Origin of the sequence: Tsukamurella pulmonis (assembly GCF_900103175.1) — a bacterium.
GTDB lineage: Bacteria > Actinomycetota > Actinomycetes > Mycobacteriales > Mycobacteriaceae > Tsukamurella > Tsukamurella pulmonis.
Genome location: NZ_FNLF01000002.1, coordinates 581,268 through 597,157, shown reverse-complemented (window position 1 = coordinate 597,157; position 15,890 = coordinate 581,268). Strand labels below are relative to the sequence as shown.

Below are 15,890 nucleotides of genomic sequence, written 5' to 3'. Positions count from 1 at the left end.
CGAGCCGATGCGTCCCAATAGGAGTGAGCACCAATCGCGACTTACCCGACGGCACCGAGAGCGACATCCGGGACGACTTCTACGACGGAGTCACTGTGCTGCCGCCCTGGGTCGAAGCCTGGTTCGCTCAGGAACGCACACGCCACCGCAAAGCCCGCGGCGAGAGCCACCCCGCCGGCGACGACTGGGACCGCTGGGAACACCAACTCGGCATCGACTGAAACCCCACCATCCGCTACAGCCCAGATAACACTGACGCAGACGAACACAGCACGACCCCAGAACACCGTCCGCTACAGAGTGGGACACCGAACCGATAGCTACAGATAAGAACGCGGCGGCCACCTGTGCGTGCAGCGCCTCCCGCCCCAGCCCGCCGAGCGCGGCGAGCGCCTCCAGCCGCGCGGGCACCTCTCGCGGGGAGTTGGCGTGGACGGTGCCGGCACCGCCGTCGTGGCCGGTGTTCAGGGCCGTCAGCAGATCGACGACCTCAGCGCCGCGCACCTCGCCGACGACGATCCGGTCGGGCCGCATCCGCAGGGATTGCCGGACGAGGTCGCGGACCGTCACCTCACCCACGCCCTCGACGTTCGCACCGCGTGCGAGCAGTGAGACCACGTGCGGATGGACGGGGTCGAGCTCGTGCGCGTCCTCGACGCAGAGCACCCGCTCGGCCGGATCGATCGCGCCGAGCAGCCCGTTGAGCAGGGTGGTCTTCCCGCTGCCGGTGCCGCCGACCACCAAGAAGGCCAGCCGCGCCGCCACGACACGGCGGACCAGGGGCGCGACTTCGGCGGGCACCGCCCCGCCGTCGATGAGCGAATCCAGCGTCTGGGTCGCGGGCCGCAGCACGCGCAGCGAAATGCACGTACCGCGGTGCGCCAGCGGCGGCAGCACCGCGTGCAGCCGGATCCCGCTCCCGGCGCGCCCTCCCGGCCCCGCCGGGAGATGTCCGTCGACCCAGGGCTGCGCGTCGTCGAGGCGACGGCCCGCCGCGAGCGCCAACCGAGCGGCGAGCCGGCGGACGGCGTCGTCGTCCTCGAAGACGACGTCGGTGCACTCGAGGCCCGCGCCGCGGTCCACCCAGACCCGGTGGGGCCCGCAGACCAGCACGTCCGCGACGGCCGGATCGGCGAGCAGCGGTTCGAGTCGGCCCGCACCGACGAGCTCGGTCTCGAGATAGGCGAGGCCGTCCAGCAGGTCCGTATCCCCCAGCACGCCTCCGCATTCGGCGCGCAGCGCGGCGGCCATGACATCGGGCGTGAGTACGGTCGCGGAGTGCGCGAGCCGCTCACGCACCCGCGCCAGCAGGTCGGCACCGGGGCCCGGCGCGCTCATGCCGCACCCCGGCGCACACCGTCGAGCACGCGCCCCGCCGCGACGGCCAGCGGCGTTCCCCGGCGCAGCCGCAGTCCCCCGCCGTCGAGTTGCGCGGCGAGCCCGGGCTGCGGGCGCATCGACGCGAGCAGGGGCAGGCCGACGGCGCGCTCCACGTCCCGCGCCGAGAGCCCGCCGGGAGCAGGACCACGCACCACCAGCGCGGCCTGCCGCGCGCGTCCCGCCACCCCACCGGCCACCGCGCGGGCCGCGGCGCATCCGCGCACCGTGGCCGAGGCCACGACGACCACCACATCGGCGACCTCGAGGCACGCGGCGGTCGCGGGATCGTTGCGGCGCGGCAGATCGACCACGGTGACCCCCACGCTGCGGCGCCCTGCATCGATGACTGCGAGCAGCCCCTCCACCGGGATCTCCGGCACCATCGCGCCACCCGCGGCGCCGCCCGCCGTACCGCCGGCGGCCAGCACGGCGAGGGCACCCACCCGCCCCGGTAGCGCCGCGACCAGCGCCTCGGCCGGCACGTGCCCGCCGCGCAGCGCGAGATCACCCCATCGCAGGCCGGGCACGTCGGCGCAACCGAGCAGCAGGTCGAGGCCGCCGCCCCAGGGATCGGCGTCGACGGCGAGCGCCGTGACGCCGCGGCCGGGTGCCGCCACCGCGACCGCCGCGGCCAGGACGGACGCCCCCGCCCCGCCGTGCCCGCCGAGGACGGCGACGACGCGGGAGCGGGCACCGTCGTCCTGTTCGCGCGCGGCGAGGAACCGGGCCAGGTCCCGGACCTGGTCCGGGAGGACGAAGACGTGCGCCGCCCCGACCTCGACGGCGGCTGCCAACTCCGCCATGCCCGCTTGCGCGGCCACGATGGCGACGCCGTCCCTGCGGGGCAGTCCACCGGCGCGGGCCGCCTCCGCCATCGCCGTGGCGGCCGCCAGGTCCAGCACCAGTCCCGCCGCCGACGCCCAGCCCGCGCGGGGCCTGCCGCGATCGATGTCCGTGACGGAGCGCGCTGCCGCGGCGGCCGCGCGACGCACGTCGTCGGCGAGCGGCCCGTCCGCCACCGCCATCCCGATCTCGATTCCCCGCATGGCACCACCGTCGCCGATAGGGGTGTCCGGTTCGCCCCGGATCGGCCCCGCCTGTGAATGAACGTGTCCGATTCCAGAAAGTTGTGGAGGAATCCGGTCTCCGCTCTTGCCAGGCGCTCGGCGGCGCGACACCGGTAGGCTGATCGGCGTGAGCCCTACCGCGCCCGACGAGGCCCCGGTGCGCCGGGTCGCCGCCTTCTTCGACCTGGACAAGACGATCATCGCGAAGTCGTCCGCGCTGGCCTTCTCGCGTCCCTTCTTCGACGAGGGCCTGCTCAACCGCCGCGCCGTGCTCAAGTCCAGCTACGCCCAGTTCCTGATGATGCTGACGGCCGCCGATCACGACCAGATGGAGCGGATGCGCGATCACCTCACGCAGATGTGCGAGGGCTGGAACGTCGAGCAGGTGACCTCGATCGTGCGCGAGGCGCTTTACGACGTGGTCAATCCCCTCGTCTTCGCGGAGGCCGCCGAGCTCATCGCCGGGCACCACGCCCGCGGGCACGACGTGGTGATCGTCTCCGCCTCGGGCGAGGAGATGGTCGCGCCGATCGCCGAGATGCTCGGCGCCGATCATTCCGCGGCCTCGAAGATGAAGGTCGAGGACGGCAAGTACGCCGGCGAGGTCGAGTTCTACTGCTACGGCGAGAACAAGGTGACCGCGATGAAGGCGCTCGCCGCCGAGCACGGCTACGACCTCGAGCAGAGTTTCGCGTACTCGGACTCCATCACCGACGTGCCGATGCTGGCCGCGGTCGGGCATCCCACCGCGGTCAACCCCGACCGCGCGCTGCGCAAGGAGGCGGCCGAGCGCGGCTGGCCCGTCGTCTCCTTCTCCAACCCCACGCCGTTGCGCGACCGGCTGCCCACGCCGTCGCGGAACTCGGTGCTCGCGACGGCCGGCCTCGGCGTGGTCGCCGCGGGCGCGGGCGTCGCGACTTACCTTGCGCTGCACCGGAAGAAGCACTGATACCCACCGGTAGCAGTTGCTCCGAAATTTTTCCGCTCCACCCCTTGCTGTGACGGCGCTCACAGGGTAGAAAGGAGTCACGGAGCGGCGCAAAGCCAAACCCCCACCGGAAGAGAAGGTCGAGGGTTCCTGAGCGTCAAGGCTCCCAGCACGGACACCAGGCACCCACGCGGAGCTCGCCACCTATGGCGGAAAGCGCTGTGAGCCTGCGCCACCGGGGAATTTGAGTGGTCAGCACAAGACCTGCGGATAGTGGGTCTCTCCACCGGTTGACGCCGAGGCCGTAATACAGCCCACCCTGACGCACGCTTGGTAACCGGGATCCGTGCTAGCGAACGGCGATTCGGACCCGTTCTGAGGACAGCACCTCGAGTGCGATTCCTCAGCTCAGGCCGGGTCGCCGTTGCGCATGTCCGGGGCCGCGCGCCCCGGTCACGCACGGCGGCACGGTGATCCGCATCAGCGCTCGGCGAGCGCGAGCGCCTCCAGCCCGCCGGCCTCCAGGGCCTGACAGCAGAGCACCACCCAGGCCACCACCCCGTCGGGATCGCCCATGCCGAAGGCGTCCGCGGCGTCCGCATAGCTCGGTGCGAACTTGAGCCAGGTCGTCTCGGGGATGCCGAGCGCGTGCGGATCGAGTCCCGACGCCACCGTCACCAGGCGGGAGGCGGCGCGGGCGACCACGCCGTCGGCCACCTCGAACGGGCGCAGCGAGAGCAGCTCGCCATGCACGATCGCCGCCACCACCGGTGCGGACGCCTGCGTACCCCCGGTCACCAGCTGCGCGAGCAGCCCCAGCCGCTCCCCCGTGCCGGCGCGGGGCCGGCCGAGGCGCTCGTCGTCACCGTCGACCAGCTCCGCCGCGGCCAGTGTGTGCAACCGGGCGAGTACCTGCAGCGGCGCGCGCCGCCACACGCCGACGGTCGCGTCGAGCAGGTCGCCGTCGATCGCCTGGTAGGCGCGCATGGCGCCGGCGAGCACCGGGTCGTTGATCAGTTCGTCGCGGCTGAGCGCGACGGCGCCGCCGTCGAGCGCGGCGGAGGCGCGGGCCCCGCGCAGGGATGATTCCGTGGCCGTGGCCCGCCACTCGCGGCGGTTCGCGGGATGACGGTGCACCTTCGCCAGCGCTTCACGAGCGGCGGCGGCCGCCTCCGCGACGGCGGGGACGGCGACGAGCGGGCTCAGCGGGTCGGTCACACGCCCCACCCTAGCCCGCTCGTCGCGCGTCCCCTCTGCTCAGCCCGCCAGCTCGATCGAACCACCGGGGATCGCCGCGATCAGCGTCCGCGTGTAGTCCGACGTCGGGCTGTCGTAGACCTGATCCGTCGGGCCGGCCTCGACCACCTTGCCGCCCGCCATCACCAGCGTCTGGTGGGCGATCTGCTTGACCACCGCCAGGTCGTGGGTGATGAACAGGTAGGTCAGGCCCAGCTCCTTCTGGAGCCCCTCGAGCAGCGTGAGGATCTGCGCCTGCACGAGCACGTCGAGCGCGGAGACCGCCTCGTCGAGCACAATGACCTCCGGGTTGAGCGCCAACGCGCGCGCGATGGCGACGCGCTGACGCTGACCGCCGGACAGCTCGTTCGGGTAGCGGTGCATGGTGTCGGTCGGCAGGGCCACCATCTCGAGCAGGTCCTTGGCCCGCGCCAGGCGCGAGGCCTTGTCCCCGATCCCGTGCACCACCAGCGGCTCGGTGATCGCCCGGTAGATCGAGTACATCGGATCCAGTGAACCGTAGGGGTTCTGGAAGACGGGCTGCACCCGCCGCCGGAACTCCTTGGCCTCCGCCCCGCGCAGGCTGGTGACGTCCTTCCCGTCGAATTCGACGGTGCCGCTGGTCGGTTCGAGCAGACCTAGCACCATCCGTGCCACCGTCGACTTACCGGATCCGGACTCGCCCACCACCGCCGTGGTGGTGCCCCGCAGCATGGTGAAGCTCACGTCGTCGACCGCGCGGAAATCGCTGCTCTGGAAGGGCAGCGAACCACGGATCGGGAAGTCCTTCAACAGGTTCGAGACCACGACGACCTCGGCGGGGCCCGCCGCGGCGTCGTCCTGCACCTCGTCGTGCAGCGTCTCGGCCTCGACCTCCCGGACACCGGACACGGCCGACGCCTCGTCGCGGTGCGCCGACAGCGACGGCGCCGCGGCGACCAGACGCTTGGTGTACTCGTGCTGCGGATCCTGCAGGATCTCCAGCGCCGGACCCGATTCCACCACGCGGCCCTTGTACATGACCACTAGGTGGCTGGCGCGCTCGGCGGCCAGGCCCAGATCGTGCGTGATCAGCAGCACCGCGGTGCCCAGGTCGGAGGTGAGCGTGTCCAAGTGATCGAGGATCTGGCGCTGCACCGTGACGTCGAGGGCCGACGTGGGCTCGTCGGCGATGAGCAGCTTGGGCCGGCAGGCCAGGCCGATCGCGATGAGCGCGCGCTGCTTCATGCCGCCCGAGTACTCGTGCGGGTACTGGTTCACCCGGCGGTCGGGGTCCTTCATCCCGGCCTCGGTGAGCAGCTCGATCGCCCGCTTCCGGGCGTCGCCCTGGTCCACGTTGTTCGCCTTGAGGGTCTCCTTGATCTGGAAACCGACGCGCCACAGCGGATTCAGGTTGCTGTTCGGGTCCTGCGGGACCAGGCCGATGCCGCTGCCGCGGATCTGCTGGAACTCCTTCTCCGAGGCCTTCGACAGGTCCTTGCCGTCGAAGACGATCTGCCCGCTCGCCACCTTGCCGGTGCCCTGCAGCAGGCCCATCACGGCCGCGGCCGTGGTGGACTTGCCCGAGCCGGACTCGCCGACGATCGCCACCGTCTGGCCCGGGTAGACCGTGAGGTTGGCGCCCCGCACCGCGGGGACCGGCTTGCCCTGCACCTCGAACTCCACGACCAGGTCGCGGATCTCGAGCAGCGGGGACGGCGTCTTACCCAGGGCTGAGGCGACCTTGTCCTTGATCTTGCCCAGACCGTGCTTGTGCTCGTCGCTCATCAGCGCTTCCTCGCCTTCGGATCGAGTGCGTCGCTGAGGACGTCACCGAGCATCATGAACGTGAGCACGGTGAGCGCCAGCGCGGACGCGGGGAAGAACAGGATGGGCGTGCCCTCGCGGAGCAGTTCTTGCCCGTCGGCGATGTCGAGACCCCAGGAGACCTCGCTGCCGGGGAGTCCGATGCCGAGGTACGACAGCGTGGCCTCCGTGACGATGTAAACACCCAGCGCCACGGTCGCGACCACGATCACCGGGCCGAGACAGTTCGGGATCACGTGAGTGAAGAGCGTGCGGATCTTCGACGAGCCCAACGACTTCGAGGCGTCGATGAACTCCTCGTTGCGGATGGAGATGGCCGCCGAGCGCGCGATGCGGGCGATCTGCGGCCAACTGAAGATCGCCAATACGAGCACCACCGAGTAGACCGTGCGCGTGGTGACCATCTGCATGACCACGACGGCGGCCAGCATGAGGGGGACGCCGAAGAAGACGTCGGACAGTCGCGCGATGAGCGAGTCGAGCCAGCCGCCGTAGAAACCGGCGGTGGCGCCGAGCAGGCCGCCGATGACGACCACCGCGATGGTGGTCAGGACGCCCACCAGCACCGAGGCCCGCGCGCCGTAGATCGTGCGGGCGTAGATGTCGTAGCCCTGCAGATCGGTGCCGAACCAGTGCTCGCCGCTCGGCGGGAGCAGGGAACGGCCGAGGTCGGCCTTGTGCGGGTCCTTGCCGAAGGCGAAGACGCCGGGGAACAGCACGACGAGCAGGATCAGGGTCAGCAGCGCGACGCAGACCCAGAACAGCGGCTTCACCTTCAGCTGCAGCCACGCGGTCTTCCAGAAGCCGGTGGGCTCCACATCGCGATCGACGGCGTCGATGGCGCCGACGACCACGTCGTCGGCCGCGGCGACGAAGCGTTCCTGGCCGGGATAGGTGTGATTGTCAGGCATAGCGGATCCTCGGGTCGAGGGCGGCGTAGAGCAGGTCGACCACCACGTTGCAGATGAGGTAGATGACGATGAGCACCGTCACGAACGAGACCACCGTGGTGGCCTCGCCCCGGATGATGGCCTGGTAGATGGTGCCGCCCACGCCGGGGATGTTGAAGATGCCCTCGGTGACGAGTGCGCCGCCCATGAGCGCGCCGATGTCGGCGCCCAGGAAGGTCACCACCGGGATCAGCGAGTTGCGCAGCACGTGCACCAGGACGACGCGCGAGCGCGGCAGGCCCTTGGCCGTCGCGGTCCGCACGTAGTCGGCGGTGAGGTTCTGCGAGACCTGCGAGCGGGTCAGCCGCACGACGTACGCGAAGGACACCAGCCCGAGGACGATGCCCGGCAGCAGCAGGTGGTAGAAGTCCAGGTTGCCGCCGACGGTGACCGGGAACCACTGCAGCTTCACGCCGAAGATGAACTGGGCGATGAAGCCCAGGACGAAGATCGGCACCGCGATGATGATCAGGGAGACGAACAGGATCGACGTGTCGAACCACTTGCCCTTCTTCAGGCCGGCGAGCACGCCGAAGAAGATGCCGAGCACGGCCTCGACGACCAGCGCGATGAGCGCCAGGTTGACGGTGACCGGGAAGGCGCGCTTCATCACGTCCCAGACGGGCTGGCCCGAGAAGGAGACTCCGAAGTCGAGCGTGAAGACGCCCTTGATGTAGTACCAGTACTGCACCAGGAAGGGCTGGTCGAGGTGGTACTGGGCGCGCAGGCCCTCGACCACCTCGGGCGGCAGCGTGCGATCGCCGCCGAGCGCCGCGATCGGGTCCGCGGGGACCAGGAACACGAGCGCGTAGATGAGCAGCGTGGCGCCGAAGAAGACGATCACCAACTGCCCGAGCCTGCTCAGGAGATATCTGGTCATGCCATCACTCCTTCGTGATGTTCGTGAAGTCGAAACGGCCGTTCCAGGTGATATCACCCTTCACGCCGTCGCCGACGCCGCCCGCCGCCTTGTAGTCCCACAGCGGGACGACAGGCAGATCGGCCAGCAGGAAGGCCTGGGCCTCGTTGATGAGCCGGGTCGACTGCGCGGGATCCAGCGCCTGCTGGGCCTGCGCGATCTTCGCGTCGAACGCCGGGTTGCTGTAGTCGCCGTCGTTCGAGCCGCCGCCCGTGAGGTAGTTCGACTCCAGGAAGTTCAGCTGCGTCGGGTAGTCGCCCTGCCAGCCGTTGCGGCCCGCGGACTTGAGCGTCTTCTTGGTCAGCTCGTCGCGGATCTGCTTGAACGTGGGGTAGGGCTTGCCCGCGGCCTCGATGCCCAGGGTGTTCCGGATCTGGTTGGTCACCGCGTCGATCCACTGCTTGTGGTCGCCGTCCGAGTTGTAGGCGATGGTGAACTCGCCGCTCCACGGCTTGATCGCGTTCGCCTGCTCCCACCGCTGCTTGGCCAGCTCCGGGTTGTGCTTGACGGTCTCGTTGCCCGGCAGGTCCCCGCTCCATCCGGGGATCGAGCGGGCGGTGAACTCCAGCGACGGGTTGCGGAACCCCTGGAAGACCACGTCGATGATCTGCTGCCGGTTGATGGCCATCGAGATGGCCTGCCGTCGCAGGCGTCCCTCCTCGTCGGGACCGAAGTGCTCGAGGAACTCCGGGATCACGAAGGACTGCGTCTGCGCGGTCGGGCGCACGATGGCCTTCTTGCCCAGCGTCTTCTGGAAGGACCGCAGCGCACTGTTGGGGATGGTGTCGAGCGCGTCCAGGTTCCCCGAGGTCAGATCCACGTAGGCGGGGTCGTAGGACTCGTACATGACGAAGGTGAGCCCGCCGTTCTTCGGCTTGGGCCCCTTGTAGTCCTCGTAGCGCACGGTCTCGAGCTGGACGTTGTGCCGCCACTGCTTGAGCTTGTAGGGCCCGTTGCCCACCGGATTCTGGCCGAACTTCTCCTTGCCCTCCGTGAAGAAGACGTCGGGCAGCGGCACGAACGGGACGTACCCCAGCGCCAGCTTGAAGTCGATGTTGGGCGCGGCGAGGTCGATCGTGAAGGTGTAGTCGTCGATCACCTTCAGCCCGCTCATCTCGGTCTTCGTGGCGCCCTTCTCGGAGACCTCGTCGAAGCCGGCGATCGGGGCGTAGAAGCTCTGCTGCTTCTGCAGGTTGCCGATCGCGGCACCGAAGTTCCAGGCGCGCACGTAGTTCGACGCCTTGACGGGGGTGCCGTCGTGGAAGGTCCAGTCCCGCTTGAGTTTGACCGTGAAGTGCTTGTTGTCGGTGGTTTCGACCGACTCCGCGTTCGCCAGCACCGGCGTTCCGTCCGCCTGGTACGAGTACAGCCCGGTGAACATCATGTCCAGGACACGGCCGCCCATGTTCTCGTTGGTGTCCGACGGGACGAGCCCGCTCTGCGGCTCGCCGCCGTTCACGCGCACGATCGCATCGGGCCCGACGGTGTTCTGCGACCGCGCGCCCTCCATGCTGCACCCGGACACCGCCAGGCTCGCGGCGACCGCGACTGCGAGGATCGCCCGCACCCCGGATCGCCGCCTACTTCGAATTCCCACAACTACCTCCGCCTGAGTTGGCCGACTTTCGGTGCACAGCACTTTATGTGTGCTGCCCCGCGCTGTCCCGGTAACCGGCAGCACCGCTAACCGAACCGGGCGCCGACCGCCACTGATTTTCCGCCCCAGCCGAGCGCAACCCGCTGCAACCCGCCCCTGGGAACGCCGATTTTCCTCTTTCCCCTGACTGCTGCGGGCGCCCTCCCTACGATTGACCCATGACTGATTCCGCGACAGCCGCTTACCCGCCTTCCGCTGAATTCGCAGCTCAGGCCAACACGCACGGTAGGGAATTGTACGACCGTGCCGATGCGGATCGTCTGGGCTTCTGGGCTGAGCAGGCCGACCGCCTGCATTGGGACACTCCGTTCGGCGAGGTCCTGGACTGGAGTGGCGCACCGTTCGCCAAGTGGTTCGTGGGCGGCAAGCTCAACGTCGCGTACAACTGCGTGGACCGGCACGTGGACGCGGGCAACGGTGACCGCGTCGCGATCCACTGGGTCGGCGAGCCGGGCGACAGCCGCGACCTCACCTACAGCGACCTCAAGGACGAGGTCAGCCGCGCGGCCAATTACCTGAGCTCGCTGGGCCTGCAGGCCGGCGACCGCGTCGCGATCTACATGCCGATGGTCCCCGAGGCCATCGTCGCGATGCTCGCGTGCGCGCGCCTGGGCCTGACCCACTCCGTGGTCTTCGGCGGCTTCTCGGCCGCCGCCCTGCGCTCCCGGGTCGACGATGCCGAGGCCAAGGTCGTCATCACCACCGACGGCCAGTTCCGCCGCGGCAAGCCCGCGCCGCTCAAGGCCAACGTCGACGAGGCGCTCGACATGGACGTCGACGGCCGGAAGGCGCAGTCGGTCCAGAAGGTCATCGTCGTGCAGCGCTGCCGCAACGACATCGACTGGCACGACCGCGACGTGTGGTGGCACGAGTCGGTGGGCGCGGCATCGTCGGACCACACCCCCGAGCCCTTCGACGCCGAGCACCCCCTGTTCCTGCTCTACACCTCCGGCACCACGGGCAAGCCCAAGGGCATCGTGCACAGCTCGGGCGGCTATCTGACGCAGGCCGCGTACACGCACCACTACCTCTTCGACCTCAAGCCGGAGAAGGACGTGTACTGGTGCACGGCCGATATCGGCTGGGTCACCGGCCACACGTACATCGTCTACGGCCCGCTGGCCAACGGCGCCACGCAGATCGTCTACGAGGGCACACCGAACTCGCCCAACGAGCACCGGCACTTCGAGGTGATCGAGAAGTACGGCGTCTCGATCTACTACATCGCGCCCACTCTGGTGCGCACGTTCATGAAGTGGGGCCGCGAGATCCCGGACGCGCACGACCTGAGCTCGATCCGCGTGCTCGGCTCGGTGGGCGAGCCCATCAACCCCGAGGCCTGGCGCTGGTACCGCGACGTCATCGGCGGCGGCTCGGCGCCGATCGTCGACACCTGGTGGCAGACGGAGACCGGTGCCGCCATGGTCGCGCCCCTGCCCGGCACCACGAGCCTCAAGCCCGGTTCGGCGATGGAGCCGGTGCCCGGCATCAGCGCGAACATCGTCGACGACGACGGGAACAGCCTGCCCCGCGGCGAATCCGGACTGCTCGTGCTCGACAAGCCGTGGCCGGCCATGCTGCGCGGCATCTGGGGCGATCCGGAGCGGTTCGTGGACACCTACTGGTCGCGCTACGCCGACCAGGGCTGGTACTTCGCGGGCGACGGTGCGCGGTACGACGAGGACGGCGCCCTCTGGGTTCTGGGCCGCGTCGACGACGTCATGAACATCTCGGGCCACCGCATCTCGACCGCCGAGGTCGAGTCCGCGCTCGTCGGGCACCCGGCCGTCGCCGAGGCGGCCGTCGTGGGCGCCTCGGACGCGACCACGGGTCAGGCCATCGCGGCGTTCGTCATCCTGCGCCAGGGCGTCGACGACTCCGATCCCGACAAGCTGATCGCCGAGATGACCGCCCAGGTCTCGAAGGACATCTCGCCGATCGCCAAGCCGCGCGAGATCAACATCGTGCCCGAGCTGCCGAAGACCCGCTCCGGCAAGATCATGCGCCGCCTGCTCCGGGACGTGGCCGAGGGCCGCGAGCTGGGCGACACGTCGACGCTGGTCGACCCGACGGTCTTCGAGAACATCCGCAAGCAGCGGAGCTGAATCACCTCGCTTCGAGCGTCCGAGGGCGGTAACGTCCGGTAGCTGTGTCGTCGCCATCCGCGGCCGCAGTTCCCGGGCGTGCCGCCCTCCTCGCCGTCCGTGCCGAGGGCCTGCCGTACGCACGGCTGACGGTGGCCGGATTCCGCCAGCAGTCCACGTACCTGAGCGCCGCGGTCGCCGGGGTGTTCACCAACTCCGTGTTCGGCTTCGTCAAAATGGCGATCCTGCTCGCCACACTGACCGGGGCGGGCGGGACGGCGGGCGGGTACACACCGGAGCTCATGGTGAGTTACATCTTCCTCTCGCAGGGCCTGCTGACCGCGATCGGCGCGTTCGGCGGCGACGGTGCCCTCGCCGAGCGGATCCGCACCGGTGACATCGCCGTCGACTTCCTGCGCCCCCTCAACGTCCAGTTCGCCACGCTCGCGACGGTGCTCGGCGGAGCGGTCTACTCGCTCATCCCGCGGGCGCTGCCACTCGTGGTGATCGGCTCCGCGACGTCGATGATGGCCTGGGCGGGCGAGATCGCGGCGTATCCGCTCGCCGCGGTGAGCATCCTGCTCTCCATCGTGCTCGCGCAGGCGCTACTGTACTGCGTGCAGATCCTCGGATTCTGGGTCGTGGACACCCGCGGCATCCAGATGTTCTACGTGGTGGTCGGCACCTTCCTCATGGGCATGTTCGTGCCGGTCGGCCTGTTCCCGGACTGGCTGACCCGGGTCGCCGAGTTCACGCCGTTCGGGTGGATCATCATGCCGCCGTGCGACATCCTCTCCGGCCGCATCGACGCCGGTGCGGGCCTGGTCGCCGTCACGGTCCAGGCGGGGTGGACGGTGGCGGTGCTCGCCCTGGGCCAGGCCCTCACGGCGGCGGGTCGACGACGCCTGGAGGTGCAGGGTGGCTGACCCCGCCTCCACCGCGCGCCCCGGGCCGCTCGCGCCGTACCGCGCCGTGCTGACCTCCCGCGTGCAGGCGCAGGTGAGTTACCGGGCCTCGCTGGGGATGGACCTGTTCGCCGCGCTGCTGCTCGGCCTGGTGGAGCTGGCCGAGGTGTGGCTCCTGTTCCACAACGCGAAGGTGATCGGCGGACTGACCTTCTCGTCCGTGCTGCTGGTCTTCGCGCTGGCCGATCTCTCCTTCTGCACCGCGGACATCCTGTTCGGGCACCTGGACAAGCTGCCGCGCTACGTGCGGGCCGGCACCATCGACGTGTTCTACCTGCGGCCGCAGCCGATCCTGTTGCAGCTCATGACCAGCGACATCCGCATCCACCGGGTGACCCGGCCCGCGGTGAGCCTGGTCGCGCTCGGCTACGCCCTGACGCACAACGACATCGCCTGGGGGCCGGGCACCGTCGGCATGCTGGCGCTGGCGCTGGTGTGCGGGCCGATCATCTACTCGGCGGTCTTCGTGATCGCCGCCGGATTGCAGTTCGTCCTGGTCAACGGCGCCGAGTTCACCAGCTCGTTCGTCTACGGCGGCCGCTACGCCGCCACGCAGCCCGCGTCGGTGTGGCCGGGCGCGATCAAGGTGACCTTCGGCTTCGTGCTGCCGCTCGCGTTCACGGGATACCTTCCGGCTCTGTTCATCCTGGGGTTGCCCGGCGACGGGCTCTTCCGGCCGGAGCTGGCGTGGGCGCTGCCGCTGGCCACCGCGTGGGCGGTCCTGCTGGCGGGCGCGACATGGCGGTGGGGACTACGGCACTACCGGGGAGCGGGCGGATGAGCGATCACATCATCGAGACACGGGGACTGACCCGGACCTTCGTCAAGCGTGGATGGAACGGGCGTACCAAGACCGTGACGACGGCCGTCGACCACCTCGATCTCACGGTCGCGCCGGGCGAATCCGTCGGGTACATCGGCGCGAACGGCGCCGGGAAATCGACGACGATCAAGATGCTCATGGGCATCCTCGTGCCCACGTCGGGGACGGTACGCACCGTGGGGCTCGACCCCCTGGCCCGGCGGCGCGACGTGGCCCGGCGGGTGGGCGTGGTCTTCGGGCAGCGGTCGCAGCTGTGGTGGGACCTGCCCACCGGCCGGTCGCTGGAGATCCTCGCCGCCGTGCACCGCCTCCCCGACGCTATCGCGAAGGAGCGCTCCGACCGGCTCATCGAACAACTCGAACTGGGCGACTACCTGGACCGGCCGGTGCGCCAGCTCAGCCTCGGCGAGCGGATGCGCGCGGAAGTCGCCGCGTCGCTGATGCATTCGCCGGAGCTGCTCATCCTCGACGAGCCCACCATCGGTCTCGATGTGCTCAGCAAGCAGCGCCTGCGCGAGTTCCTCATCGCCGAACGCGCCGAGCGCGGGCTCACCCTGCTGCTCACCACGCACGACATGGGCGACGTGGAGCGGCTGTGCGAGCGGATCCTGGTGGTCGATCACGGGCGCACCGCCTTCGACGGCGGCCTGGACGGGCTGATCGGCACCGTCGGCGCCGCCCGGGTGCTCGTGCTCGACCTGGACCGGCCCACTCCGGACCTGCACGTCGACGGTGCGCGGCACCTCGCCAGCGAGGGCGGGGGCCTGCGCCAGCGCCTGGAGCTGAGCGCGCCGCTGCCGCAGGTCCTCGCGGCCGTCGCGGAGCGGGCGACGGTGCGCGACCTGACCGTCGACGAGCCGGACATCGAGGACGTCGTGCGCAGGCTCTACGAGAGGTCGCGGCCGAACACCTGAGCGCGGAGCACGTCGATCGGGTCGCCCCCGTCGCGCGCGGGCGGCGGCCCCGCCTCCGGCACGCCGAGCGGTCCCGTCAGGTCCTTCTCCCACCGGGTCCAGTCCGTGACCGCCCACCGTTCGGCGATGGCCCACCGTCCGGCCCGGCGCTCGAACCGGTCCACGTAGCGCACACCGAGCGTCAGGTAGGCCTGCAGTTCCGCGTCCGGCGCGGACCAGTGCGTTGCGGTGCAGTAGGTCTCGACGACCGCGACGTCGTCCGCGAGCTCACACAGGTGGTTGCCGACCTGGTGGTGCGTGCCGCCGAGCGAGGCGAGCTGTCCGCGCACCCACGCAACGTATTCCTCGACGGGACCGTCGAATCCGGTGTGGTGGTCGACGGCGCCCGGGTGGTAGCAGGCGCGCACGGCTTCGGGATCGAGGCGGTCGATGCCGCGGCAGTAGCGCAGCACCACGTCGTGGATCGCGGCGCGCGCGAGCAGATCGTCGACGGTCATGCCCCCCAGTGGACCACGCGGGTGCGGCACGGTAGGCAGTAACGCATGGGCTTCACCCGCGAACAACTCCTCGCCTACTCGGACACGACGGTGCCCGACCTCCTCGGCCCCGATTGCCGGCTGCTGTTCTCCGGCATCAACCCGGGCCTGTGGACCGCGGCGACCGGCGCGCATTTCGCGCGGCCGGGCAACCGCTTCTACCCCGCGCTGTACGCGGCGGGGATCGTCGATCACGTCATCGACGCCTCGGACGGGATGAGTTTCGCCGACCGGAACGCCCTCGTCGACGCGGGGGTCGGCATCACCAACGTCGCGCCCCGGGCGACGGCGAAGGCGAGCGAGCTCACGGCCGCCGAGCTGCACGACGGCGGTGCGCAGCTGCTCGCGCGGGTCGCGGACGTGCGACCACGGGTCCTCGCGGTCCTCGGCATCACCGCGTATCGCACTGCGTTCGACCGCCCGAAAGCCGTCCCGGGACGCCAGCCCGACGACATCGCCGATGCTGAGGTGTGGGTGCTGCCGAACCCGAGCGGGCTCAACGCGCACGAGACGGTAGCGAGCCTGGCCAGGGCGTACCGCGCCGCGGCCGATGCTGCGGGGGTACCGGGGAGACTGCGCGAATAACAATCTATTGCTAACGAACAAACCATGGAATCCTGCCTCG

At 70.0% G+C, this 15,890-nt stretch carries 14 protein-coding genes; 6 read left to right on the top strand and 8 right to left on the bottom strand.

Going from position 1 to position 15,890, the window contains the following annotated elements:
* Positions 1 to 90: 90 nt before the first annotated feature.
* Both BLQ62_RS03150 and ssd read right to left on the bottom strand, forming a co-directional pair.
* Positions 91 to 1,338, bottom strand: a complete 1,248-nt coding sequence (locus BLQ62_RS03150) for a TadA family conjugal transfer-associated ATPase (protein WP_231857572.1) — start codon at positions 1,336 to 1,338, stop codon at positions 91 to 93.
* Complete coding sequence (gene ssd, locus BLQ62_RS03145; protein ID WP_068564993.1) at positions 1,335 to 2,426, bottom strand: septum site-determining protein Ssd; 1,092 nt, start codon at positions 2,424 to 2,426, stop codon at positions 1,335 to 1,337. Before ssd ends, BLQ62_RS03150 begins: the two co-directional genes overlap by 4 nt.
* A gap of 148 nt (positions 2,427 to 2,574) precedes the next feature.
* On the opposite strand from ssd, the gene BLQ62_RS03140 reads away from it, so the two are divergent.
* Positions 2,575 to 3,396, top strand: coding sequence for an HAD family hydrolase (locus BLQ62_RS03140; protein WP_068564996.1), 822 nt, complete (start codon positions 2,575 to 2,577; stop codon positions 3,394 to 3,396).
* Positions 3,397 to 3,855: 459 nt separating this feature from the next.
* Here the strand turns inward: BLQ62_RS03140 and BLQ62_RS03135 are convergent, their stop codons facing one another.
* Genes BLQ62_RS03135 through BLQ62_RS03115 form a run of 5 tightly spaced genes read right to left on the bottom strand, consistent with a single transcriptional unit; the run spans position 3,856 to position 9,796 of the window.
* On the bottom strand, positions 3,856 to 4,593 hold the full coding sequence (locus BLQ62_RS03135) for a Fic family protein (RefSeq protein WP_068564997.1): 738 nt from the start codon (positions 4,591 to 4,593) through the stop codon (positions 3,856 to 3,858).
* 39 nt (positions 4,594 to 4,632) lie between these two features.
* On the bottom strand, positions 4,633 to 6,378 hold the full coding sequence (locus tag BLQ62_RS03130) for a dipeptide ABC transporter ATP-binding protein (protein WP_068532183.1): 1,746 nt from the start codon (positions 6,376 to 6,378) through the stop codon (positions 4,633 to 4,635).
* The gene (locus BLQ62_RS03125; RefSeq protein ID WP_068564998.1) at positions 6,378 to 7,328 is read right to left on the bottom strand and encodes an ABC transporter permease; all 951 of its coding nucleotides are present in this window, start codon (positions 7,326 to 7,328) and stop codon (positions 6,378 to 6,380) included. Before BLQ62_RS03125 ends, BLQ62_RS03130 begins: the two co-directional genes overlap by 1 nt.
* Positions 7,321 to 8,247: an ABC transporter permease gene (locus BLQ62_RS03120; protein ID WP_068564999.1), complete on the bottom strand. Its 927-nt coding sequence runs from the start codon at positions 8,245 to 8,247 to the stop codon at positions 7,321 to 7,323. The genes BLQ62_RS03125 and BLQ62_RS03120 overlap by 8 nt, the downstream gene beginning before the upstream one ends.
* A gap of 4 nt (positions 8,248 to 8,251) precedes the next feature.
* Positions 8,252 to 9,796: a peptide ABC transporter substrate-binding protein gene (locus BLQ62_RS03115; RefSeq protein WP_082756339.1), complete on the bottom strand. Its 1,545-nt coding sequence runs from the start codon at positions 9,794 to 9,796 to the stop codon at positions 8,252 to 8,254.
* Positions 9,797 to 10,101: 305 nt separating this feature from the next.
* Here BLQ62_RS03115 and acs point away from each other — a divergent pair, with 305 nt between their 5' ends.
* From acs to BLQ62_RS03095, 4 genes are read left to right on the top strand one after another with little or no spacing between them, the layout of a single operon-like run.
* Positions 10,102 to 12,048 carry an acetate--CoA ligase gene (gene acs / locus BLQ62_RS03110; protein WP_068565002.1) on the top strand — a complete coding sequence of 649 codons (1,947 nt, stop codon included), beginning with the start codon at positions 10,102 to 10,104 and terminating at the stop codon, positions 12,046 to 12,048.
* A gap of 44 nt (positions 12,049 to 12,092) precedes the next feature.
* Entirely contained in the window at positions 12,093 to 12,953 is an 861-nt protein-coding gene (locus BLQ62_RS24330; RefSeq protein ID WP_068565004.1) for an ABC transporter permease, read from the top strand.
* Positions 12,946 to 13,773, top strand: coding sequence for an ABC transporter permease (locus BLQ62_RS03100; protein ID WP_068565006.1), 828 nt, complete (start codon positions 12,946 to 12,948; stop codon positions 13,771 to 13,773). Before BLQ62_RS24330 ends, BLQ62_RS03100 begins: the two co-directional genes overlap by 8 nt.
* Positions 13,770 to 14,729 carry an ABC transporter ATP-binding protein gene (locus BLQ62_RS03095; RefSeq protein ID WP_068565008.1) on the top strand — a complete coding sequence of 320 codons (960 nt, stop codon included), beginning with the start codon at positions 13,770 to 13,772 and terminating at the stop codon, positions 14,727 to 14,729. Before BLQ62_RS03100 ends, BLQ62_RS03095 begins: the two co-directional genes overlap by 4 nt.
* On the opposite strand, the gene BLQ62_RS03090 is transcribed toward BLQ62_RS03095, so the two are convergent.
* Complete coding sequence (locus tag BLQ62_RS03090; protein WP_068532159.1) at positions 14,702 to 15,226, bottom strand: nuclear transport factor 2 family protein; 525 nt, start codon at positions 15,224 to 15,226, stop codon at positions 14,702 to 14,704. The genes BLQ62_RS03095 and BLQ62_RS03090 overlap by 28 nt on opposite strands.
* Before the next feature lie 45 nt (positions 15,227 to 15,271).
* Between BLQ62_RS03090 and mug the strand changes: the two genes are divergently transcribed.
* Positions 15,272 to 15,850 carry a G/U mismatch-specific DNA glycosylase gene (gene mug, locus BLQ62_RS03085; protein WP_068565011.1) on the top strand — a complete coding sequence of 193 codons (579 nt, stop codon included), beginning with the start codon at positions 15,272 to 15,274 and terminating at the stop codon, positions 15,848 to 15,850.
* The last annotated feature ends 40 nt before the right edge of the window (positions 15,851 to 15,890 follow it).

Excerpts from the sequence above, each read along its gene's own strand:
- BLQ62_RS03150 (WP_231857572.1), bottom strand. The coding sequence starts at position 1,338 with ATGAGCGCGCCGGGCCCCGGTGCCGACCTGCTGGCGCGGGTGCGTGAG.
- ssd (WP_068564993.1), bottom strand. The coding sequence starts at position 2,426 with ATGCGGGGAATCGAGATCGGGATGGCGGTGGCGGACGGGCCGCTCGCC.
- BLQ62_RS03130 (WP_068532183.1), bottom strand. The coding sequence starts at position 6,378 with ATGAGCGACGAGCACAAGCACGGTCTGGGCAAGATCAAGGACAAGGTC.
- BLQ62_RS03125 (WP_068564998.1), bottom strand. The coding sequence starts at position 7,328 with ATGCCTGACAATCACACCTATCCCGGCCAGGAACGCTTCGTCGCCGCG.
- BLQ62_RS03120 (WP_068564999.1), bottom strand. The coding sequence starts at position 8,247 with ATGACCAGATATCTCCTGAGCAGGCTCGGGCAGTTGGTGATCGTCTTC.
- BLQ62_RS03115 (WP_082756339.1), bottom strand. The coding sequence starts at position 9,796 with ATGGAGGGCGCGCGGTCGCAGAACACCGTCGGGCCCGATGCGATCGTG.
- acs (WP_068565002.1), top strand. The coding sequence starts at position 10,102 with ATGACTGATTCCGCGACAGCCGCTTACCCGCCTTCCGCTGAATTCGCA.
- BLQ62_RS03095 (WP_068565008.1), top strand. The coding sequence starts at position 13,770 with ATGAGCGATCACATCATCGAGACACGGGGACTGACCCGGACCTTCGTC.
- BLQ62_RS03090 (WP_068532159.1), bottom strand. The coding sequence starts at position 15,226 with ATGACCGTCGACGATCTGCTCGCGCGCGCCGCGATCCACGACGTGGTG.
- mug (WP_068565011.1), top strand. The coding sequence starts at position 15,272 with ATGGGCTTCACCCGCGAACAACTCCTCGCCTACTCGGACACGACGGTG.